Source organism: Kribbella sp. NPDC050241, assembly GCF_044459685.1.
Taxonomy (GTDB): domain Bacteria; phylum Actinomycetota; class Actinomycetes; order Propionibacteriales; family Kribbellaceae; genus Kribbella.
In genome coordinates, this window is sequence record NZ_JBITJE010000006.1 from 61,049 (window position 1) to 80,862 (window position 19,814).

Below are 19,814 nucleotides of genomic sequence, written 5' to 3' on the forward strand. Positions count from 1 at the left end.
CGTGGCATGGAGCCTGCCGTGTCTCTCCGTCCGCTGGTCCTGTCCGATGTGGCGACGTACGCACTCTGGGGACAGGACCGGCGGTTCTGCGAGCACGCCGGCTGGACCGTCGAGCTCCGACTGCCCGATCACGAGGCCCACTGGCACAAGCTGGTCACCCGGCCACCTTCCGACCTCCTGCGTCTCGCGGCAGTCGCCGGCGAGGAGGTGGTCGGGTACGTCGACCTGCACGGCGATGAGCCGCATCGGCGTGAGCTGGGGTACGTCGTCGGCCCGTCCGCCCGCTGGGGCCAGGGCCTCGGCACCACCATCGCCCGCCTCGGCCTCGCGCACGGCTTCGACGCCCTGGACCTCCGGGAGATCTGGGCCGAGGCCGTGGACGCGAACCGGCCCTCGATCCGCATCCTGACTGCCCTCGGCATGACCGAGACCGGTCGCGGCCACGAAGAGCCCTTCCTCGGCGCCCCGTCCTTCTACCGCCGGTTCGCCATCACCAGAGCCTCGTGGGAACTCGCTAACGGCCGGCCACTCTGAGGATCGTTTCAGCCACCAGGGCAGGGTTCCGGAGGCTCGGGAGGTGGTCGACGCCGGGCATCCAGATGAACTCGGCGTCCTGGATCCGCGCCGCGGTCGCACCCGCAACCGCGGCCAGGATCGGTTGGTCCTTGTCACCCACCATCACCACGGTCGGGGCCAGCACCTCCTGCAACCTGTCATAGACAGGCGGATCGGGCCGAAGGTACTTGTCTTGCGACAGCCAGCCCGGGACGGCCGCTCGCAGCTGAGCAACCGCCGCGTCGTCATGGCCGGCCGCGGCGCCGAGCCTCAGCCCGAACCGCACGAGGCCTTCACTATCGTCGGCTGCGACGAGCGCCTCGTACTCCGCGTCCAGCTCGGGCTCGTCCGGCATCGGGAACCCGGGCACCCCCGGACAGAGCAGCACCAGCCCCTGCACCCGCCCGGGATCCGCTAGAGCAAGGCCCAGCGCCGTACCTCCACCCATGGAGCACCCGACCAGCACGACCCGCTCGAGCTGCAGCTGATCCAGCACCACCACCAGATCCTCGAGCCGCGAGTACTCACTGGTCGGTGCGTCCGATCGCCCGTACCCACGCACGTCGTACCGCACCACCCGATGCCGCGCGGTCAGCTCCGGCATCACCGGATCCCACACTCGCGAGTCACCGATCCCAGGATGCAGCAACACCACCGCCACCCCATCCCCCGCCAAATGCTCCGCCCAAACCTCGCCGCCCTCGACCGGAATCCTCAGCTCCATACCCCCACCATGTCAGCCGCCGAGTCCGAACCGCGCCAGGCAGTGCCACACCCGCTTCAGATCCTGCGCGTCGTACTGTCCCGCCGCGTCATCGATCACCCGAGGTGTCAGTACGCCGTCCACCGCGATCCGCGCGCCGAGCTCGACGTACTGCGGTCCGCGGTACTCCGGATGTCGTCTGAGCTCGTCGACGGTCAACCGGAAGCCGGAGTGCCACTCCACCGGGCATGCGAGCCGGTCGGCCGCCGACTCGACCGGAGTACCGCGGTAGCTCGGATCCAGCACCAGCGCCTCGACATCCCGGTCCAGCCGTACCGGTCCATGCACCTGCGCCTCGATGTAGTCGTCCAGTACGTCGCAGTCGTCCGCCTCAGCCAACGCGATCAACCCCAACCGCTCCGCCACCCCGAAGTGCTCCGGCTCGAAGCAGCTGTCGGGGTAGCAGAACGTCGACCGATCAACCGCATCCGCAGTCAACCGCAAATGCGCCGACCCGAACCGCGGCGCACCCCCAACCGCCTTCCGCTGAAAGTTCAACGCGCCGTACACCGGCCGCTCGCACGCCGCAGCCTCGTCGTACACCCCACCAAACATCCGGCTCTCCCACCGCCACCGATCCCCACCCCGGTGCGCAGTCAACCCACCATTACTGGTCCCGGTAACGAACTGCGACCCATAAACCCCATCCCACGCCAGCCCTTCCACCACCCGAACCCCCGACTGAAAGTTCAGCGTCACCCGCAGCCCCGGGTCGAGTCCGGCGCCCACCGACAATCCGCCGACGAACTCCACCGCGCGCCGCGTCAGCTCCATGGCAGGTCCGAGTGGAGGATGCCGGTGCGGTTGTGCCAGTGGCGGCCGGAGCGTAGGTGGGTGATGTAGGCGCGTTGGAGGGTGGTGTCTTGCGGCACTCGGGCCAGGGCTTCGTCGTTCAACGGGCCTTCGGGCACTGGCAGGTGGAGGCCCAGGCGCATGAGTTCGCGGTCGCCTTCGCCGGGGTCGTCGGGCGGCACCAGGGGGAGGAGGTTGAAGCGCTGCTGGAAGCGGATGATGTTGGAGTCCGGTCGCAGGTACTCGGACAGCTGTGGGTCGAGCAGCCACGACGTACACACGAACGCCGTCAACGGTTCCTCCGGATACCACTGGGCGAACGACTCTGCAGCTGTGGCAACGGATTGTTCGGAAGCCTGCGAGTCCAGCGGACCGATCGGCGGGATGTGCATCATCAGCACGTGTCCGGAGACTCCGTCTCCGAGTCCGAGCTGCGCTCGGGTGAAATCATGCCGGCCGATCTCGTAGTCCGCACCGCGGAACCTGAGAGGTGGTCCCCAGAGATACATCAGCCCCACGCCTGCGCGACCGGTGATCTGACGATGAGTCGCCATCACACCTCCCAGTGCGGAGACCGTTGCGACGCTCACCGACTCCGGAACACCCCGCTGCGCATGCAGCTCGAGCAGCCGAGGCAGCTGGGCCAGCAACGCCCACGCAGCGGCGAACAACCCCACCGGCGATGCCGAAGCGGGCACCGTCGGCCACGCTGTGAAACCTGTCGACGGGACTGCCTGACCCATCTTCTGGTTGAGCTCACCAGCCATGGCTGACATGACTGCCCACCAGTCCGGATCCCGCACTGGGTCCGGCCGCGCTGCGAGCATCGCGCGACGATCAGCCGCGGCCACCCCGCAGTACTTCATCAGCGACTCGGCCTCATCCGGTAGCTGCATGTCCTCGCCGACCGGCAATCCCCGCAGCCACGCACGAGCCGCCGCCCCGAACCCGAGCCGTTGTGCCGCACCATCCACATCCACGTCCGCATCCCTTCACCGAGGCCCGATCACTCACCTCGACCCCAGCACGGGCCGCGGCTGAAATGCACGACTCGTGTGAGTCACCTCACAAGGAGTTCTTGCGGTACGAGCCGGGCGTGACGCCGTACTCGCGTTTGAAGGCGGCGGCGAAGGCGTACTCGGTGGCGTACCCGACCCGAGCCGCGATCTGGGCGAGCAAGAGGTCGGTACTGCGTAGCAACTGGCCGGCGACGGTCATGCGCCACCAGGTGAGGTAGGTGACGGGTGACTGGCCGACCAGGTGCGTGAAGCGTTTGGCGAACGCCGCACGCGACAGTCCGACCAGATCCGCGAGATCGGCGACCGTCCACGACCTGTCGGGTTGGTCGTGCATCGTGCTGAGGGCCTTGCCTACGAAGACGTCCTCAAGAGCGGTGCTCCAGGCAGCATCCGGATGTTCCTCATGCCAGCTGCGCAGTATCTGGATGAACAGGAGGTCGAGCAGGGACGAGACAGCCGCGTCACTCCCCGGTCGACGAGCCGACAACTCATCGGCGAGGAGAGAAACGGTGGCACCGAGATCACCCTGACGTCCGAGACGTGCCGGCAGATGCAGTACGTCGGGAAGCCGGCCGAGCAAGGGATGACGGCGCCCCTGGTCGAAGAAGTAGACGCCGCACAGCATGACCGACCGCGGGCCCGGCGACCGCGGCCCGTCCGGTCCGATGACCACAACGCCGTCGTCGTACTGCCCCGATGAATCGTCGACCAACTGCCTGACCTCCCGCGCCGGATCGTCGGCGAGGACGTGGTCGGAGCCGGCCGGCAGCAGGAGTACGTCGCCCACCGCGAGCGAGGTGATCGCGCCTCCCGGGCTGACGAGGTACACGGATCCTTCGAGGATCAGGTGGAGGCCGGCGCCCGGGACAGCTGAGTACCGCCGGGCCCATGGCGGATGGCACTCGACGACGAAGGATCTCGGTCGGCCCATCCGTGTCGCCGAGACGAGCTGGCTCAACACGTCCACGTTCGACAGCGTACGCGCAGACGCTCGCGTATTTTTCGGAGCTGCTCACGCATGGAGAGTGTTCAGCCCGGCGACTAGCGTCGATCGCGTTGGCAATCCGGTGAAAGGCAGACAAGTGACGAAGATTGCGGTCATCCTCGGCAGCACGCGCCCCGGCCGCCTCGGCGAAGGCGTCGCCGCCTGGGTGTACGAGCAGGCGCGGCAGCATGGCGGGGCCGAGTTCGAGTTGGTCGATCTCAAGGCGATCGAGCTGCCGCTGCTCGACGAGCCCGGGGTGCCCATGATGGGGCGCGGACAGCAACCACATACCGTGCGCTGGGCCGAGATCGTCGAACGCTTCGACGGTTTCGTGTTCGTCACCGCGGAGTACAACCACGGAATCCCAGCCGCCCTCAAGAACGCGCTGGATTTCCTGTACGCCGAGTGGAACCACAAGGCGGCCGGCTTCGTGAGCTACGGAGCTGACGGAGGCGCGAGGGCGGTCGAACAGCTCCGCCAGGTGATGGCACAGCTGCGGATCGCGGACGTCGGTCCCCAGGTGACTCTGAACCTGGCCACGGACTTCGTCGCCTACAGCGAGTTCAAGCCGCAGGGCCACCAGGAAGCAAACCTGAAGGGCGTCCTCGACGAGGTCATCACCTGGTCCGAAGCCCTCCGCGAAGTCCGCACCGCAGCCTGAGCAGTCATTCGCCGTGTTCCAGGCAGAACTCGTTCCCTTCGGGGTCCGCCATCATGACCCAGCCGCCGGGGGATGCGGTCCGGCGGTCGTCGACGATGGTGGCGCCGATGGACTGCAGTCTGGCGAGCTCCTCGTCCTGCGGGCCTCCCTCGGGTAGGAGGTCGAGATGGACCCGGTTCTTGACCGTCTTGGGCTCGGGGACCTGGACAAAGACGAGGCGAATCACGGCCTCGTTGTCCGAGGCAACCACCCAGAACGGGTTGCCCGGCATGTCGACGTACGTCGCGGGCCAGCGAGTGACGCCGCTCCAGAACTGGGCTTGAGCGGCAGAGTCACCGCAGTCAAAGGTGACGTTCAAGATCGTGCTGTGCAACTGCTTCCTCGATTCAGAGAGATTCAGCTGGTGAGGATTGTGAGTCGTTGGGTTGCTCGAGTCATTGCGACGTACCGGTCGACGGCACCCTCGATTCCCTCGCCGTAGGTTTCCGGGTCGACGAGAATGACCAGGTCGAATTCGAGGCCCTTCGCCAGAACCGGTGTCAGTGAACGGATCCGTGCGTCGACCGGCACCCCGGCAGGCGTCGTACCGTCCGCGGTGATCACGCACGCGACACCATCGGGCTGGCCGGCGAGCCAGCTCTCCAGGATCCCGCCGAGGTCGGCGATCGGACCGTGGAGGACCGGGTGATCGCCGTGGCGGATGGACGTCGGCACGTTCGCGTCCGGCAGCGCCGCCCGGATCACCGGCTCGGCTTCGGCCATGACCTGATCCGGAGTCCGGTAGTTGACGGTCAACGTCGCCAGCTTGAGCTGATCGAGCCCGACCCGCTCGAGCCGCTCCTGCCAGGACTCGGTGAACCCGTGCCGGGCCTGCGCCCGATCCCCGACGATCGTGAAGCTGCGTGACGGGCAGCGCAGCAACAACATCTGCCACTCCGCATCGGTCAGCTCCTGCGCCTCGTCCACCACGACATGCGCGAACGGCCCGGCCAGCAGATCCGGATCGGCGGTCGCCAGCCCGGCCTCGTCGACGAGCGCTTCCACGAAGTCCTCGCCACGGAGCATCGACACCAGTCCGCCGCCGTACGCTTCGTCACCGGCCTCGATCAGGTTGTCGACCACACCAGACATCCGCTCCCGCTCGGCAGCCGCCGCAGCCTGCCGCCGACGCCGACGCCGGGATGCCTCCGGATCACCGAGCCGCTGCCGTGCGGCATCCAGCAGCGGCAGGTCGGATGCCGTCCAGGCCTGTACGTCGGACCGCTGCAGCAGCCTGACCTCCTCGGGCGAGAGCCACGGCGCACACCTACGCAGGTACGCCGGCACCGACCACAGATCTCCGACCAGGTCGTACGGATCGATCAACGGCCACGCCTTGTCGAACGTCGTCCGCAGGTCCTCGTTCTGCTCCAGCGATCGGCGCAGAAGCTCCTCGGAGACGTCGTCGTCCTCGTACTCCTCCTCGTGCTTGTCGATCAGGATCGTGAGCAGTTCGTCCCAGACCTCGTCACGCGCCAGGTTGTGCGGCGTACCGGGATCCGCGGCTCCGAACGCCTCGGCCCAGTTCGCCGTACTCAGATGGATCTCGGACCAGTGCGTCACGACCGTCATCGGCTTGGTCGGCGCCTCCTCGTACAGGCCGACGGCCGGCTCGATCGCCTTCACCATGCCGGCTGACGATTTCAGCCTGGCCACCTCCGGATCGGCCTCGGCAGGCACCGAAGCACCCTCGGGAACCAGGTCCCGCAGCGTGCAGGTCTGGACCCCGTCCTCGCCCAGACTCGGCAGCACATCGCCGACGTACGCCAGGTACGGCTGGTGCGGACCGACGAAGAGTACGCCGCCGCGCCGCTGGTCCAGGCGCGGATCCGAGTAGAGCAGGTACGCCGAGCGGTGCAGCGCGACAACCGTCTTCCCGGTGCCCGGACCGCCGTCGACAATCAGCGCACCCCGGGACCCGGCCCGGATGATGGCGTCCTGGTCGGCCTGGATCGTGCCCAGAACGTCGCGCATCCGGGGCGACCGGCTGCTGCCCAGACTGGCGACGAACGCGGACTGGTCGTCGAGGGCGGCGGCATGCCGGGCGAACTCGTCGGCGGTGAACACCTCGTCCCAGTAGTCCGTGATCCGGCCGCGGGTCCAGCGGTACCGGCGACGGCTGAGCAGGCCCATCGGGTTGCCGTGCGTCGCCCCGAAGAACGGCTCAGCCGCTGGGGAACGCCAGTCGATCAGCAGCCGGCGGCCGTCGCTGTCGGTCAGGCCGAGCCGGCCGATGTACACCGGCTGCTCGGGGTCGTCCGCGCTGACGATGTGACCGAGGCACAGGTCCAGCCCGAATCGCCGCAGGGTGCGCAGCCGACTGGTCAGCCGGTGCACCTCGAGGTCGCGGTCCATCGCGCCCTGACCGATGCCGCCGGCCTCCTTCCGGGTCTCGTCGAGACGGGCGGACAACTCGGCGATCGACCGCTCCAGCGACTCCGCGATGGCCGCGAAGTGCTTGTCGTCACCGGCGATCAGCGCCGGCTCGGCTTTGGCAGTGAGGTTCTCGGGAAGGTCGAACGCAGTGCTGGACAGGGTTTCTTCACCTCGAAGGTCCGAAGGATTTATGGCCACGGCCGACGATTGTGAAGCATGAACCGGGGCTTGCGGCAAGCCCCGGTCTGCGTTATAGATTAATAATGGAAGGGAGCACCTGCTCACCTTCCTTTTTTTATGCCCTCAGACAGGCTGACGACGCAGCCGGCACCGGCAGTCGGACAGCCCGGGACGGTGCTTCAACGACCTAGGCACCCAACTCCTCGCCCACCCCAAGTAGAACGCCGTAGGGGCGCTGGCGTTCAGGGGCGCGCGAAGGACCAGACGGTAGGACCGTGCTGTCCGTGGGGTTCAGTCCGAGGAGACCCGCCGGCGGACCACCTGCCCGCATCATGGACTCCCCCACGCGGACGTCGAGCTGGTCGAACTGCTCGTGGGTCGCGGGCGTCACGGTCAGCTGCAGGAGAACGGCCATGCGCGCATCCTCCCCTGCGCAACACATCCGACGGAACAGCTGCTTGCGTCTGCCTGCTCTGACAACTAAGGGGTTTCAGCCGTTGATCTCAGGGGCTACGCCCGATGTGGCGTTGCGGCTCCCGGCCGCACGGTGAAGGAAGACGGCGAGCGTCGCCGTGAGGAGGAACCATGAAGCACATCTACTCCCTCGCCGCCCTTCCCGTTCTGGCCTGCGGATTCGTTTGGGCCGGCTCCGCCCAGGCTTCGGCGCGAGTGATCTACCCCGAGGAGCACTACTCCGGAAGTGTCGTGGTCGTTCACGACCCAGGCCCGACGATCAGGGTCGACGACAACCTTGCTGAAGTCGTGCAGACAGGTGCAGGTGCCATCGGTGGGGCTGGGATCGCCGTGGCGACGCTCTGGGCCTATCGGCGTCGCCACCCGGCCGGAGCTCACTGATCCTGCAGCCGCCGCTCCGCCAGAGCGGCGGCTGGAGACAGGACGGTGCGCGGCGGGCAGACTGGGGGGATGGGCGTCGCGTCGCGGTCGCCTCGCATCGCCGGGCGGGTCGAGGAGTTGGCGATCCTCGGTGCGGTGATCCAGGGGGCGGTACAGAACGAACCCTCCGCGGCCTTTGTGCACGGCGAGGCGGGCGTGGGCAAGACACGGCTGGTCTCGACCGCGTGTGACCTGGCGAGCGGTGTCACCGTGCTGTGGGGGCGCTGCGTGCGCTTCGGGGCAGTCGATTCACCTTATGTCCCGCTGTTCAGCGCTCTGCAGGGTTGGCTTGAGACAGCTGCACCCGCTCTGGTTGCGGAGGTCCTGGACGCCGTGCCGCGTGCCGGGGAGCTCCTGCCGTCTCTCGGCGGCACCGCCGCGGAGAGCCCGGTGCGGCTGCTGACGCTGCTCGATGGCTTGGTGACGGCGATCGCGTCGCACCAGCCGACGGTGCTGGTGGTGGACGACGTCCAATGGGCAGACGTCGCCTCACGCGATGCCATGGCCTATCTCATCAACGGATTCCGTGACCAGCGGCTGGCCGTCATTACCACCTACCGCGACGAGGAGCTTGCCGTCGGAGATCCGATGCACAGTTGGCTTGCCGACCTGCGCCGGCTGCCGCTGGTCAGAGACGTCCGGTTGGAACGCCTGACCAGGGACGAGACCGAGCAGCAACTGACCCTGATCATGGGCGGCCGACCCGAGCAGCGGTTGACAGATGCTGTGGTCCAGCGCTCCGACGGGAACCCCTACCTCAGCGAACTCCTGATCCAAGGTCTGCCTGCGAGCACGCCGGAGCTTCCGGCCGACCCGCCCGCCGAGCTCACCGGGGCGCTGCTCGCGGCCTGGCACGGCCTCTCGGTGTCTGCTCGCGAAGTGGTCCGGATACTGGCCGTCGCCGGGCGGCCGAGTGGCATCGACGACTTGACCCTGGTCGCCGCCGCGTTCGGGACCGGCCGCGAAGCACTCAGCACCGCGCTTGTCGAGGCCACCGCACGGGGCATCGTCGTCGCACTCGACTCAACGACCTGCTGGTTCCGGCACCCCCTCCTCGCCGAGGTCCTGTATGCCACATTCGTTCCTGGCGAGGCGGCGCCGTACCACGCGGCCTGGGCGAAGACCTTGCAGACCGGGACTCCTGCCGGAATCGACGAAGTGCGGTGGCAGGGCGATCTCGCCCTGCACTACGAGGGCGCGCACGACCTGCCCGCGTGCCTGGAAGCCTCGCTGCGCGCGGCCGACCTCGCGAGGAGGATCAAGGCGATCCGGGAGGAGGCGGTACACCTGCGTCGCGCCGCCAGGCTGTGGCCGGCCGTCCACCGCGAGGACAACGATGCCGAGGGCGAGGTCGACCTGCTGGAGCGCGTCGCTCGGACGACGAGTCAGGTCGGCCTGACCGAAGCGAGTTACGAGGCGTGGTCTCGTGCCAGTCAACTGGTCGACCCGGCTGCCGACCCGCTGCGCGCAAGCCGTGTGCTCATCGAGTGGAGCGACCAAGCCTGGGAGACGGGCAACATCGCCGCAGAGCCGCTCGGTGACGCGCACCGGGCCGTCGAGCTGAGCCGAGGATTCCCCGACAGTCCGGAGTACGCGATGGCCCTGGCCAACCTCGGCGACAGCGAAGCCTGGGTCGACGACCTCGAGTCCGCACAGCGGCACACCGACGAAGCCGTCCGGGCCGCACACCGCTCCGGCGCCGTCGAAGCCCTGGCGATCGCGTACGACGCCCGAGCCTTTGCGTACTCGCGCGAGCAGCAATCCGATCGAGACAGCGCAGAAGCGCTGCGGTACGCCCTACTGACAGGCGACCCGTCGCTCATCGGCAGCGGCAGCTTCAGCAGGTCCAACTATCTGCTCTATCGCGGGCGCGACATCGAGAGTTGCCAGGTTGAGCTGACCGCGTTCCACCAGCTGCTCGAGGCCGGCGCAACGGGCGATGCCGTCTACCTCGGTGGGTCGGCCTCCAGATGGCTGATGGAGATGGCGGAATTGTCCGAGGCTTCCGTCGTACTCCGAGAATGCCTGTCCCTTACCGGCCCGCCCAACGCGGCCGCGAAGGTTCGTCTTGGCGCTGCCGTGCTGGCTGTTCGGCGAGGCGACGTGGACCTGGCGCGGAACCATCTGAAGCGGGCGAAGGAGCTCATCCCGTCAGTCGAGGTTCGTCCCATGCTGGAGGCGCCGCCGATCTTGACGGAGTATCTGCTCGCGACCGGCCGGCCCGCAGCCGCCCTCGACCTGCTCTCGCGCACGATGCTCCCCCACTCCGTCGATCCCCGGGTCAACGACCGGATGCTGATGTGGGGTGCGCGAGCCGCAGCCGACCTCGCGCAGCACGCCCGGGACCATCGCGATGCCGCTGGGGAGAAAGCCGCTCAGGCCCGTCTCGACGACCTCGTCCGGCTGCGCGACAGCATCGCCTATCCGCCGTTCGAGGTACTCGTGCCTGACGACCCGATCCAGCCTGCGATGAGGGCGCTCTACCTCGCGGAATCCGCGCGCTGCCGTGCCGACGACCCCACCTCCGGCATTTGGGCTGAAGCAGTCGATCGCTGCGCGGCCGCCGGGATGAAATGGGAACAAGTGGTCGCGACCTGGCGCTGGGCAGCCGCCTTGCTTGACCAAGGAGATAGCCGCGCAACCGCCGCCGGGCCGCTGCGGGCAGCACACCGCATCGCCACGGACGTTGGGGCGCTTCCGCTGCAGCAACGGCTGGAAGAGTCCGCCGCCGTCGCCGCCATCCGCCTGGATGAGCCGCAGCGATCGCTGCCATCGGCGTCCCAACCATCGCCATTCGACTCATTGACCAAGCGGGAGCAGGAGGTGCTGTCATACCTGGTCGCGGGTCGCACCTACCCCGAGATCGCAGCGGCTCTGTTCATCAGCGAGAAGACAGTCAGCACCCACGTCTCACACGTGCTCCGGAAAACCGGAACCAGCTCCCGGCGCCAAGTAGCAGCGCTCGCCTTGCGGCTCAACCAAACTCTCCCCCGTTGAGTGTCGCCTCCGACGTCAGTCCCTGCCTACTTGAGCTGCGCCCGCAAGGAGTCTCGCGCCGCAGCCCGTCGAGCGGCTTGCCACTCGGCGCTCTTCTGCCAGTAGTAGTGGGTTTTTGTCTCCGGTGCCAGCGCAACGATGTCGAACGTGGTCAGAGCGAGGTGGACCTGCTCCCAACTCGGCAGCGGCACCGAACGATGTGCGGCGTACGCCGTCCAGAGGTGCCGACGGAGGTCACCGTACGAGCGTTCGGCGGCCCAACTTGCGCTGTCCCACTGGCTGCACGTGAAGTCGACAAGAGGAGACAGCACACCTCCGAACCCCCAGTCGAGAATCCCGGTCAATGTCCCCGATGCGTCGAGCAGGAGGTGGCGCTCGTAGAGGTCGCCGTGGGCAAGGACCGGGTCCATTGCGTCGACAGCTTCGAGGGCTTCGAGCAACGTCGTTCGCGCTGCCGGGCTGACGAAAGGTGCGACCGATTCGGCAAGGCGTTCCCGACTCGAGCTGATCGACCAGCTCGCCGTTCCAGTCGGCGTCCATGCGCCGCCCAGTTCACGGAGAGGCGAGTAGCACTCGGTCGCCGTCGGTGGCGTCGGCGGCGGTTCCGACCAGGCGTTGGCCCACAGGCGTCGTGGGACGCGCTCGAAACTGATGTCATGGCACGCTGCAAGCGCCGTACCGAGCTGTCCCGCCAACATTCGCAGGTGTTCGGGCGACATGTCGCCGGGCACGGAGCCCCGGAGCCGGGTCACGGCAAAGAACGGGTACGGCGAGATCGCCGGCTCGTCCCAGCGGCCGAGCAGCTTCGAGACAAGCGGGTGGTCGACAGTTGCGTAGACGTCGCATTCGCGCTCGAGCTGCGCGACGATCGTGTGGTTGCGAGGGAACAGAAAGGCGCGATCGTCGGTGAGGAGCACATGCTTCGTGGCTCCGTCGAACCGCGGCTCGATCGGCCCCGCTACCTCGCAGACCTCCCTGAATCGCTTGAGTTGCGTCGCGACGAGGACAGCGGCGACGGCTGTTTCGTCATCCATGTCGAGCCACCGACGGACGCGTTTCTCGCGGGAGTTCGTGCAACTGCCGTCTCCTGTCGACTGCCTGCGCCGCGCTCCGGTCGAACGCATCGGTGTCGGCTCCATGCCGAGCCCGATCAAGTAGGTCCGGCCTCGGTGATCGCGCTCACTTCCGGCTCCGGATGGGATGGTTCCGCAGACAGGTTAGCTGGAGAGTGAGCCGGCCGCCCTGGGGCAGACTGGGTTGGGTGAGCGTGTTGAAGCGGCGGCGTAGACCGCCTGACGGGCTGGTGGCTGAGGCGGCTCGGACTCCGGGTGGGTGGGTTTACGAGATCGATGGGGACTGGGTCGACGATCCGAACGGTTATGTGCCGCCGGAGGCGATTCGTGGGGGTTGGCGGGTCGACGAGGCGGGGCAGCTCACCGGTGAGTTCGTGCCCAACAAGGGACACGGGCGCCCGCGGGACGATTTCGAGTTGCTCACCAAGGCAGATCATTGGCTCGACTGGCTGGGAGATCAGCCCGGGCGAGCGGTGCGCGACGGGATCGAGGAGATGCTGGCGCAGCAGGTCGAAGGGGCCAAGGTCGAGTGGTTGAAGATCACCAAGGAGCCGAAGTTCCTCACAGGTGGCAAGCCGCTGGCGGATGATCCGGGCAAGGCGCAGGTGGTGCGGACCGGTCTTGCCGTGGAGTTCGGGCTGTCGGTGGTGCGCCCGGATGGGCGGCGGGACGTGCTGACGGGAGTGTTCAGTCTGGCCGTGGCCGGGATGGACGAGCCGTCGGCGCGTGAGCAGTCCTGGCTCGATCTGGGCGAAACCATCGACCAGGCCGGGCCCCTCCTGGAGGAACGGCTGCTCTCCCTCGGCTGAAGACGCCAGACCGGTCCCGACAAACTTCATCCCCGCGCCACACGAATTCGCCTAGACCCCAGGCCATGTGTGGCCCCTGACCTGGGGAAACTCCAGCGCGGCGCACGTGAGCAGAGGCGCGCGGGCACTATGCGGGCACAGGGCACCGAGTTCGGCCCACAAAGCAGCGACCGGCTCCGCGCTCAACGCCTCGTCTCGTACCTGGTCTGGACCACGCCGCCGGGAAACGTCCGCGTCTCCACCAGGTTCAGGTTCACCCAGCTGTCCAGCGCGGTGAAGAACGGTGTGCCGCCGCCCACCAGCACCGGATGGGTGACGATCTCGTACTCGTCGACCAACCCGGCCCGCATGGCCGCCCCAGCGAGCGCGGCGCCACCGACCCTCATCGGCTCGCCGTCGTCGGCCTTGAGTCGGGTGATCTCCGCTACGGCGTCGCCGGTGAACAGGCGGGTGTTCCAGTCGACCTTGTCGATCGTCGAGGAGAACACCACCTTCGGCGTGTCCCGCCAGTTCCGCGCGAACTCGATCTGCGCCGGGGTGGCGTCGGGCTGCTGGTCGCCGGTCGGCCAGTGGGAACTCATCGCCTCCCACAGCTTGCGCCCGTACATCAACAGCCCGATCGCCAACTCCTGCTCGAGCCACCACTGAAACAGCTCGTCGCTCGGCCTGCCCCAGCCGATGTCGTCGCCGGGCGCGGCGACGTAGCCGTCCAAGGTCAGGTTCATGCCGTAGATCAGTTTCCGCATGGCGCCACGCCTTTCTGTCAGTCCGGCGGCCTTTCTCCGGCTGCCCGTCACCCCTACTACGAACACCTCACTCCGGATCCGACAGGTCATTGGCAGCAATTCTCACGCGGCTTCTCCGTCGGCGCCTCTACGGCAGTGGCACTTGCTGGTCACCATTCCGGTCAGACCCGCGGGCGTGGTTGTTCAGGAGAGGGAGTCGCCGGCGGATTCGTGGTGGTGACGCTTGTAGTGGCGGGCTGCTCGGGCTCGGTTGCCGCAGGAGGGTTTGCACCATTCCTGCCGGCCGTGGCTCTTGACGAAATAGCGTACGCAGCGTGGCGCGGTGCAGGATCGCAGGTGCGTGCGCTGTGGGCCACTGAGGAAGTCGATGGCGGCACGGGCCAGGGCGGCGACGAGCCGAACCTGTGCATTGTTCTCCACCGACAGCAGGCGGGCGGTGGGGGTTCCGTCGGTGGGCCAGTTCAACTGCGGGGCAACCAGCTCGCGGGCGGCCGCCGCGTTGAGATGGGCGATCGCCTGGTCGGCGGGCATGAGGCGATGCGCATCTGCTGGGCTCGGGGGAGCGGGGCTGACTGTCCGCGCGAACAACGCCCGTACGGCGCGCCGGAGCTCGATGATCCCGAGTCTGAGAGGTTCATCCGCTGTCAGATCGTCAGGCGAGATGTCCCCGGCCAGCAGCTCTGCCTGCGCGTGGATCCAGCGACTTGTTCCTTCGATCGTGGCGAGATCGTCAACGACGCCACCCTGCCCGTCGTGGCGGATCGTGCTCGCCAGTTCCAGTGCCAGCCAGCGCTCCATTCGCCATCCCTTCCGTCGGCGCATCGTCGTCAAATCACTTGATCAGCTCGCTCGCAACAGCCTACGGTCTCTAACGGCAATCTGAAAACTTCCATTAGAGTCCGGGCTTCGGAGTTGTCCCGGCGATCACGAGGAGACTGCGACATGACGGCGCTCTTTGCACAGATCAGCGACCTCCACCTGGACGGCAGCGATCGGGCGACCCGACGGGCCGTCCGCGTCATGGATTACCTGAGGGCTCTGCCCCGACAGGTTGACGCTCTGCTGGTCACCGGCGACATCGCCGATCACGGTGAGGAGGCCGAGTACGAGGAGGCGGCTCAGATCCTGACCACCGACTTCCCGGTCCTCACCTGTCCCGGGAACCACGACGCGAGGCCGGCGTACCGCAAGTCATTGCTCGGTGAGGCACCGAGCGACGGCCCGATCAATCAGGTTCACCACATCTCGGGCACGACCATCCTGATGTGCGACGTCACCATCCCGGGTCGCGATGAGGGCCGGCTGGACGACCAGACAATCGGCTGGATCGAGACCACCCTCGGTGCCCTCCCGCGAAACGCTCCGGCGCTGCTGGCTTTCCATCAGCCGCCGGTCGTGCTGCACCACCCCCTGGCGGACTCAGGCATGCTCGAACAGCCCGGACAACTGGCCGGCCTGCTCGAAGCACATCCGCAGATTGCCGCCGTCATCACCGGCCACGCGCACACCGCAGCGGCGTCGATCTTCGCCGCCCGGCCCCTGATCGTCGGGCCGGCGATCACCTGGACCTTGCGCCTGCCGTGGGAGGGCGACCAACCTGCAGACCTCGAGCAGCCGCCCGGCCTCGCTTTCCACATCCTCGACGACAACGCTCGCCTGACCACCCACTACCGCGTCGTCCTCTGATGCTGCTCGAACGCGCTGGAGCCATCGTGGTCCATCCCTACGCGGTCGCCGGATTTCTGGCGGCCGTCTTCCCCTTGATCGCGACTCCCGGAGCCAGCCTGGCGCTGCTGATCCAACATGTCACCGACAAAGGACGCCGCCAGGCCCTGCCTGTCATCCTCGGCACCGCCACCGGTCTGTACATCCACGCCACTCTGGCGATCGCCGGCCTGTCAGCCTTGGTCATGCGCTCGAGCCAGGCGTTCGCGGCCGTCAAGCTCGTCGGTGCCGCCTACCTCATCGGCTTGGCCCTGTGGACTTGGCGTTCCGCCAGGCTGCACTCCGTACCCACACCCGCGCGTCGGCGACTGCCGAAGCGGGTGGACTCGATCTACGCCCAAGCGTTGCTCGCCAACGTCCTCAACCCGAAGGCGGCCTCGATCTACTTGACGCTGGTGCCCCAGTTCATAGCACCCCGGCAATCCTTCGGTGGCCAGATCCTCACCCTGGCCACTGCCCACGCGCTGCTGATCATGATCTGGCTGATGACCTGGACCTTCCTCATCCGGCGCGCCTCACGCACCCTCCAGAAACCCCGCTTCAAACAGGCAGTCGCCAGGACCATGTCCCTGGTACTCCTAACCCTCGGAATCCGAAGCGCCGCCACCTAGAGACCCAGCGCCAGTTGGGTGCGGGCCGGTTGATGTTGCCTGAAGGAAGTACGCGCTCAGGATCTTGCGGTTTCACGCGGCGAGAGCTGCGAGCTCGATCGAGGTGCACAGCCACCTGCCTTCTCGATCCGGACCGTGCCCTCATCTAGTCGCCCCGAAGCTTGGCCTCGATCCAATCGGCGACGCGTTGCGGATCAACCCCGCTGGCCAACCAGGTGGACACCGCGGCGGGCCGAAGGCCCCAGCACCGACCGGACCGGCGAGGCCCACCACCGGGTCCGCACCGACAAGGTCGACCAACCCACCGGCAGACCACCCGGACCCACCCGCAAACACCCCAAACAACAAACACCCGAACTCACGAATCGTAGGTTCGGGTGTCGCCTATGTCCTGAGACATCACAAAGCGGAGGGTGTGGGATTCGAACCCACGAGGACGGTCACCCGCCCTACCGGTTTCAAGGCCAAGGCGTCCGCACACTCCAAGTGCGGCCCTGACCTGGGCAAACACAAGATCGCGAAGCTACAGCAACTCGCACGTCTCCACGTATTTTGCACGGTTGCCGAAAATGTGCGCGCGAACGTGACTGAGCGTCGGTCGGTCCGCGATCGCCGCGACCCGTCCTGCTGTGTGATCCGCCAACTGATGTGCGGCACGTGTCCGCCAACTGATTCGCGACAGGCGAGAGGCCTGGCGAGATCCTGGCACGTCGGCGAACGCCCCGACATGCCAGTGAGTGGTCTTACACCGAGCGGCGTTCGGGTCCGCGGTGTTGATATATATCCATATGGAGATATGTTCGGGTGATGGCCCGTGCCTCGACAACGTCGGATGTCTTCAACGCAGTCGGTGACGTCCACCGCCGCGCGATCCTCGATGTGCTGCTCACAGGCGAGAAGGCGGTTGGGGCGATAGTCCGCGACCTCTCGATGTCTCAGCCGCAGGTCTCCAGGCACCTACGGGTGCTCGGTGAGGTGGGACTCGTCAGATGCCGGGCTGATGGCCGCCGCCGGCTCTACCGCCTGGCTCCAGAACACCTTCAACCCTTGCAGGACTGGGTGGCCAAGTACGAGCGGGCGATCAACGACCGACTGGATCGGATCGAGGACTACCTCGAAGAGTTGCAACGACAAGGAGAAGACAGTGGCACCTGATCGGCACGGCTCTGCAGTCATCACGTTCCCAAACGAGCTCGAGGTTGTCATCACTCGAGAGTTCGACGCTCCGATCGCGCTCGTCTTCGACGTGTTGACCAGGCCTGAGCACGTGAGCAAGTGGGGTGCGACACCCCCGGACCGGATGACGGAGTGCTCGATCGACTTGCGGGTCGGGGGCAACTACCACTCCTCCTTCGTGACCGGAGACGGCACCGTGTTCTCGTTCAGCGGGACATACCTGCAGGTCGAGCCGCCGGTCCGAACCGTGGAGACGTGGCACTTCAACTGTTGGCCAGACGTTGAGGCAGTCGAAACGATGGAGCTGCAGGAACGTGACGGAGTAACGACGTTCACATGGAGACTGGCGTTCCGCGACAAGGCCGGACGCGACCACATGACCAGTTTCGACGGCCAGCAAGACAGCCTCGACGAGATGGAAGACATCCTCAGGTCGGTTCTCGACTCCAGCCGCGCCCAGTAGGGGAACGCACACTCATGCCGCAGTTCGCGAATCAGACTGTCGCACGTCACCTGGCGGACGAGCGTCGCGCATCTGTCGACGGGGGACTCACAGCTTGGAGCCCTGTCCTGTGACGGCTGATGCCTGACATTCGTGTGCCAGCTGATGGTTGTCATCGGCACGACCGCGCGGAACGCGGCATGAGCGGACGTTGGACGCGACTGCGATAGCCTCCACTCGTGGACGGCGACACCCTGCAACGCCTGAGGATGCTGGCGCACTCGCTATGGGGGCGGGCCACTCATGACAGCGAGGCTGCAGTGGGTGACTCCTTCGACGTGAGAGCCGCAGACTCTCTCGATCTGGCGACCAACGGCGAACCCGGAGTTGCGTTCGAGAACCTGGCCCAGAACGTGTACGAGTTCGACGTGCCACTCACGGAGTCGGAGTACCGGGCGTTCGCGGAGATTGGAGGGTCGCTCAGGCTCAACCCAAACGCATGGGCCTTCCTTCGCGACCTGGTGACCCAGGTCGATCGCTGACGTCGGCGGTGTGTCGTCAACATCCGGCTCATCGCATAACCGCGCGATCAGCGGCATGTCCGAGCGCTTGTGAGACAGTGGCCCGTCGCGTGTGTCAGGCTCCCTGTCGTGACCAGATCCGCGGCAATTCGCCGCCTATTAACGGCACTTGCGGTTGGCCTGCCCGTCGCGGCGATCTGGTTGGCGTTCGACAACCCAGATATTCACGGCACCAGCCGAGGGGACGACTACATGTGCCTCGCACCGTACGACACTGTGCTAAACGGGGCCGATAACTTTCCGGGAGGCGACCAGCCGCCAGACGGAGACGACATCGCGCGCCGGTGCCGCCAGGCCGGTCAACACCGATTCGGTCTGGCTGTAGGCAGTGGCTCCGCGGCCGTCGCTGCAGCTGCGGGCGCTGCCGCGCTCGCCCTTCGCGGCCGACGGCCAAGCGGCGAGCGCTGACGATTGAAGGCTGCGCGCTCATCGGGATGAGCGGACGAGCGTCGTACCCTCGGTCTCCTAGACGAGGGTGTCAACCATCAGGTGGCACGGAACTGTCAAGCATCAACTGGCATACGACACACAGCTTGGAGCTCGCTCTGCCGGATTGACCTCCTAAGAATCAAGATCGCGCCTTCGGCGCGCAGCCCCGGCTGCGGGCGGCGCTGGGGCGCCGTCCTCGCCGGAGCCCAGGAGCAGGACGCGTCTTCATCCACGCGATCGCAACCGTCATGAGCCGCCGTCCTGCCGTCTAACTTGGGGGGAGCCCAGTCTCCCCGGCCGCTCGATCGTACGGCAGCTATCGGGGGGACGGGGCAGGTGTGAGCGCGGAGCCGCTGTACCGAACCGCCGCAGCATGTGATCATGTGCCGGTGTTCCCACGCCAGTTCTTCGATCGTCCAATTTGGACCGACCCGCTGTTCTGGTTCGGCATTGTCGTCGGGCTGTCCGTCAGCATCGTCGTCGGCCTGCAGAGAGATCTACCGGTCGCGGACTTCATCTGGTACGTCTTCGCGTCCACATTCGCCTTCACGTGGTGGACCGCTGGCCTGATCCTTTCGACAATCCGGCACCAGTTCCGACGCCGTCGCGCCATGAATCAGCGCGAGGCTGAGGCTGCGGCTGATTGAGCGCGTGGTCCGGGATTGCTAACGGATTTGCTAACAGGACCCGTGGACGGCTGTCGACGCTTGTCCGGGATCTAGGCTGCGCGCACGCTCAGCGCCGGACATGGCAGTTGGCTCGGTGGACGTAGGTTGACGGCGGAGCAGCAACTTTGAATCTCCCAGATCTGTGCCCTCCACGTGCCCCAACTGGTGGTCGCTGGCGGTCACCCACGGGGTGTTGCGGGGGTGCGTTTGAAGCGTGGAGATCGCCTCCAGGAGGGCGGGCGGCCGCACTTCCAAACTGGCTACGCGAGCTTCACATGCCCGCGCAGCAGGCG

At 66.9% G+C, this 19,814-nt stretch carries 21 protein-coding genes; 11 read left to right on the forward strand and 10 right to left on the reverse strand.

The features are described 5' to 3' along the window. Window positions 1-6: 6 nt before the first annotated feature. On the forward strand, window positions 7-534 hold the full coding sequence (locus tag ACIBG5_RS27035; RefSeq protein ID WP_396394238.1) for a GNAT family N-acetyltransferase: 528 nt from the start codon (window positions 7-9) through the stop codon (window positions 532-534). On the opposite strand, the gene ACIBG5_RS27040 is transcribed toward ACIBG5_RS27035, so the two are convergent. The 4 genes from ACIBG5_RS27040 to ACIBG5_RS27055 all read right to left on the reverse strand — a co-directional run bounded on the left by ACIBG5_RS27040 (window position 515) and on the right by ACIBG5_RS27055 (window position 4,096). Next, window positions 515-1,279: an alpha/beta fold hydrolase gene (locus tag ACIBG5_RS27040; RefSeq protein ID WP_396394239.1), complete on the reverse strand. Its 765-nt coding sequence runs from the start codon at window positions 1,277-1,279 to the stop codon at window positions 515-517. The genes ACIBG5_RS27035 and ACIBG5_RS27040 overlap by 20 nt on opposite strands. A gap of 12 nt (window positions 1,280-1,291) precedes the next feature. Next, on the reverse strand, window positions 1,292-2,092 hold the full coding sequence (locus ACIBG5_RS27045) for a DUF3626 domain-containing protein (RefSeq protein ID WP_396394240.1): 801 nt from the start codon (window positions 2,090-2,092) through the stop codon (window positions 1,292-1,294). After that, the gene (locus tag ACIBG5_RS27050; RefSeq protein WP_396394242.1) at window positions 2,083-3,090 is read right to left on the reverse strand and encodes an acyltransferase domain-containing protein; all 1,008 of its coding nucleotides are present in this window, start codon (window positions 3,088-3,090) and stop codon (window positions 2,083-2,085) included. The genes ACIBG5_RS27045 and ACIBG5_RS27050 overlap by 10 nt, the downstream gene beginning before the upstream one ends. An 85-nt stretch (window positions 3,091-3,175) precedes the next feature. After that, entirely contained in the window at window positions 3,176-4,096 is a 921-nt protein-coding gene (locus ACIBG5_RS27055) for an AraC family transcriptional regulator (RefSeq protein WP_396394243.1), read from the reverse strand. A gap of 115 nt (window positions 4,097-4,211) precedes the next feature. On the opposite strand from ACIBG5_RS27055, the gene ACIBG5_RS27060 reads away from it, so the two are divergent. Then, entirely contained in the window at window positions 4,212-4,775 is a 564-nt protein-coding gene (locus ACIBG5_RS27060; protein ID WP_396394244.1) for an NADPH-dependent FMN reductase, read from the forward strand. A gap of 4 nt (window positions 4,776-4,779) precedes the next feature. On the opposite strand, the gene ACIBG5_RS27065 is transcribed toward ACIBG5_RS27060, so the two are convergent. The 3 genes from ACIBG5_RS27065 to ACIBG5_RS27075 all read right to left on the reverse strand — a co-directional run bounded on the left by ACIBG5_RS27065 (window position 4,780) and on the right by ACIBG5_RS27075 (window position 7,785). Then, complete coding sequence (locus tag ACIBG5_RS27065; RefSeq protein WP_396394245.1) at window positions 4,780-5,133, reverse strand: VOC family protein; 354 nt, start codon at window positions 5,131-5,133, stop codon at window positions 4,780-4,782. A 38-nt stretch (window positions 5,134-5,171) separates the two neighbouring features. Beyond that, the gene (helR, locus tag ACIBG5_RS27070; RefSeq protein ID WP_396394246.1) at window positions 5,172-7,388 is read right to left on the reverse strand and encodes an RNA polymerase recycling motor ATPase HelR; all 2,217 of its coding nucleotides are present in this window, start codon (window positions 7,386-7,388) and stop codon (window positions 5,172-5,174) included. Window positions 7,389-7,557: 169 nt separating this feature from the next. Next, window positions 7,558-7,785, reverse strand: a complete 228-nt coding sequence (locus tag ACIBG5_RS27075) for a hypothetical protein (RefSeq protein WP_396394247.1) — start codon at window positions 7,783-7,785, stop codon at window positions 7,558-7,560. A 170-nt stretch (window positions 7,786-7,955) separates the two neighbouring features. Between ACIBG5_RS27075 and ACIBG5_RS27080 the strand changes: the two genes are divergently transcribed. Together ACIBG5_RS27080 and ACIBG5_RS27085 are read left to right on the forward strand one after the other, a co-directional pair. Then, on the forward strand, window positions 7,956-8,225 hold the full coding sequence (locus ACIBG5_RS27080) for a hypothetical protein (protein WP_396394248.1): 270 nt from the start codon (window positions 7,956-7,958) through the stop codon (window positions 8,223-8,225). Between the two features lie 69 nt (window positions 8,226-8,294). Next, on the forward strand, window positions 8,295-11,261 hold the full coding sequence (locus ACIBG5_RS27085; protein WP_396394249.1) for an AAA family ATPase: 2,967 nt from the start codon (window positions 8,295-8,297) through the stop codon (window positions 11,259-11,261). A gap of 26 nt (window positions 11,262-11,287) precedes the next feature. Here ACIBG5_RS27085 and ACIBG5_RS27090 read toward each other — a convergent pair whose 3' ends face one another. After that, entirely contained in the window at window positions 11,288-12,295 is a 1,008-nt protein-coding gene (locus tag ACIBG5_RS27090) for a phosphotransferase family protein (protein ID WP_396394251.1), read from the reverse strand. 227 nt (window positions 12,296-12,522) lie between these two features. Between ACIBG5_RS27090 and ACIBG5_RS27095 the strand changes: the two genes are divergently transcribed. After that, window positions 12,523-13,143 carry a hypothetical protein gene (locus ACIBG5_RS27095; RefSeq protein WP_396394252.1) on the forward strand — a complete coding sequence of 207 codons (621 nt, stop codon included), beginning with the start codon at window positions 12,523-12,525 and terminating at the stop codon, window positions 13,141-13,143. Between the two features lie 182 nt (window positions 13,144-13,325). On the opposite strand, the gene ACIBG5_RS27100 is transcribed toward ACIBG5_RS27095, so the two are convergent. Beyond that, entirely contained in the window at window positions 13,326-13,889 is a 564-nt protein-coding gene (locus tag ACIBG5_RS27100; RefSeq protein WP_396394253.1) for a dihydrofolate reductase family protein, read from the reverse strand. A gap of 183 nt (window positions 13,890-14,072) precedes the next feature. Then, window positions 14,073-14,687: a CGNR zinc finger domain-containing protein gene (locus ACIBG5_RS27105; RefSeq protein WP_396394254.1), complete on the reverse strand. Its 615-nt coding sequence runs from the start codon at window positions 14,685-14,687 to the stop codon at window positions 14,073-14,075. Window positions 14,688-14,831: 144 nt separating this feature from the next. Here ACIBG5_RS27105 and ACIBG5_RS27110 point away from each other — a divergent pair, with 144 nt between their 5' ends. The 6 genes from ACIBG5_RS27110 to ACIBG5_RS27135 all read left to right on the forward strand — a co-directional run bounded on the left by ACIBG5_RS27110 (window position 14,832) and on the right by ACIBG5_RS27135 (window position 19,500). Beyond that, window positions 14,832-15,575, forward strand: coding sequence for a metallophosphoesterase (locus ACIBG5_RS27110; protein WP_396394255.1), 744 nt, complete (start codon window positions 14,832-14,834; stop codon window positions 15,573-15,575). Next, a complete protein-coding gene (locus ACIBG5_RS27115) occupies window positions 15,575-16,225 on the forward strand; it encodes a LysE family translocator (RefSeq protein ID WP_396394256.1) in 651 nt (216 codons plus the stop codon). Before ACIBG5_RS27110 ends, ACIBG5_RS27115 begins: the two co-directional genes overlap by 1 nt. Window positions 16,226-17,032: 807 nt before the next feature. After that, complete coding sequence (locus tag ACIBG5_RS27120) at window positions 17,033-17,380, forward strand: ArsR/SmtB family transcription factor (RefSeq protein WP_396394257.1); 348 nt, start codon at window positions 17,033-17,035, stop codon at window positions 17,378-17,380. Beyond that, window positions 17,370-17,864, forward strand: coding sequence for an SRPBCC domain-containing protein (locus tag ACIBG5_RS27125; RefSeq protein ID WP_396394258.1), 495 nt, complete (start codon window positions 17,370-17,372; stop codon window positions 17,862-17,864). The genes ACIBG5_RS27120 and ACIBG5_RS27125 overlap by 11 nt, the downstream gene beginning before the upstream one ends. A gap of 218 nt (window positions 17,865-18,082) precedes the next feature. Beyond that, a complete protein-coding gene (locus tag ACIBG5_RS27130) occupies window positions 18,083-18,385 on the forward strand; it encodes a MafI family immunity protein (RefSeq protein WP_396394259.1) in 303 nt (100 codons plus the stop codon). A gap of 857 nt (window positions 18,386-19,242) precedes the next feature. Further along, window positions 19,243-19,500, forward strand: coding sequence for a hypothetical protein (locus ACIBG5_RS27135; RefSeq protein ID WP_396394260.1), 258 nt, complete (start codon window positions 19,243-19,245; stop codon window positions 19,498-19,500). Window positions 19,501-19,814: the final 314 nt, after the last annotated feature.

Coding starts and splice junctions, on each gene's coding strand:
- ACIBG5_RS27110 (WP_396394255.1), top strand. CDS start 14,832: ATGACGGCGCTCTTTGCACAGATCAGCGACCTCCACCTGGACGGCAGC.
- ACIBG5_RS27085 (WP_396394249.1), top strand. CDS start 8,295: ATGGGCGTCGCGTCGCGGTCGCCTCGCATCGCCGGGCGGGTCGAGGAG.
- ACIBG5_RS27120 (WP_396394257.1), top strand. CDS start 17,033: ATGGCCCGTGCCTCGACAACGTCGGATGTCTTCAACGCAGTCGGTGAC.
- ACIBG5_RS27045 (WP_396394240.1), bottom strand. CDS start 2,092: ATGGAGCTGACGCGGCGCGCGGTGGAGTTCGTCGGCGGATTGTCGGTG.
- ACIBG5_RS27080 (WP_396394248.1), top strand. CDS start 7,956: ATGAAGCACATCTACTCCCTCGCCGCCCTTCCCGTTCTGGCCTGCGGA.
- ACIBG5_RS27035 (WP_396394238.1), top strand. CDS start 7: ATGGAGCCTGCCGTGTCTCTCCGTCCGCTGGTCCTGTCCGATGTGGCG.
- ACIBG5_RS27105 (WP_396394254.1), bottom strand. CDS start 14,687: ATGGAGCGCTGGCTGGCACTGGAACTGGCGAGCACGATCCGCCACGAC.
- ACIBG5_RS27100 (WP_396394253.1), bottom strand. CDS start 13,889: ATGCGGAAACTGATCTACGGCATGAACCTGACCTTGGACGGCTACGTC.
- ACIBG5_RS27040 (WP_396394239.1), bottom strand. CDS start 1,279: ATGGAGCTGAGGATTCCGGTCGAGGGCGGCGAGGTTTGGGCGGAGCAT.
- ACIBG5_RS27115 (WP_396394256.1), top strand. CDS start 15,575: ATGCTGCTCGAACGCGCTGGAGCCATCGTGGTCCATCCCTACGCGGTC.
- ACIBG5_RS27090 (WP_396394251.1), bottom strand. CDS start 12,295: ATGGATGACGAAACAGCCGTCGCCGCTGTCCTCGTCGCGACGCAACTC.
- ACIBG5_RS27075 (WP_396394247.1), bottom strand. CDS start 7,785: ATGGCCGTTCTCCTGCAGCTGACCGTGACGCCCGCGACCCACGAGCAG.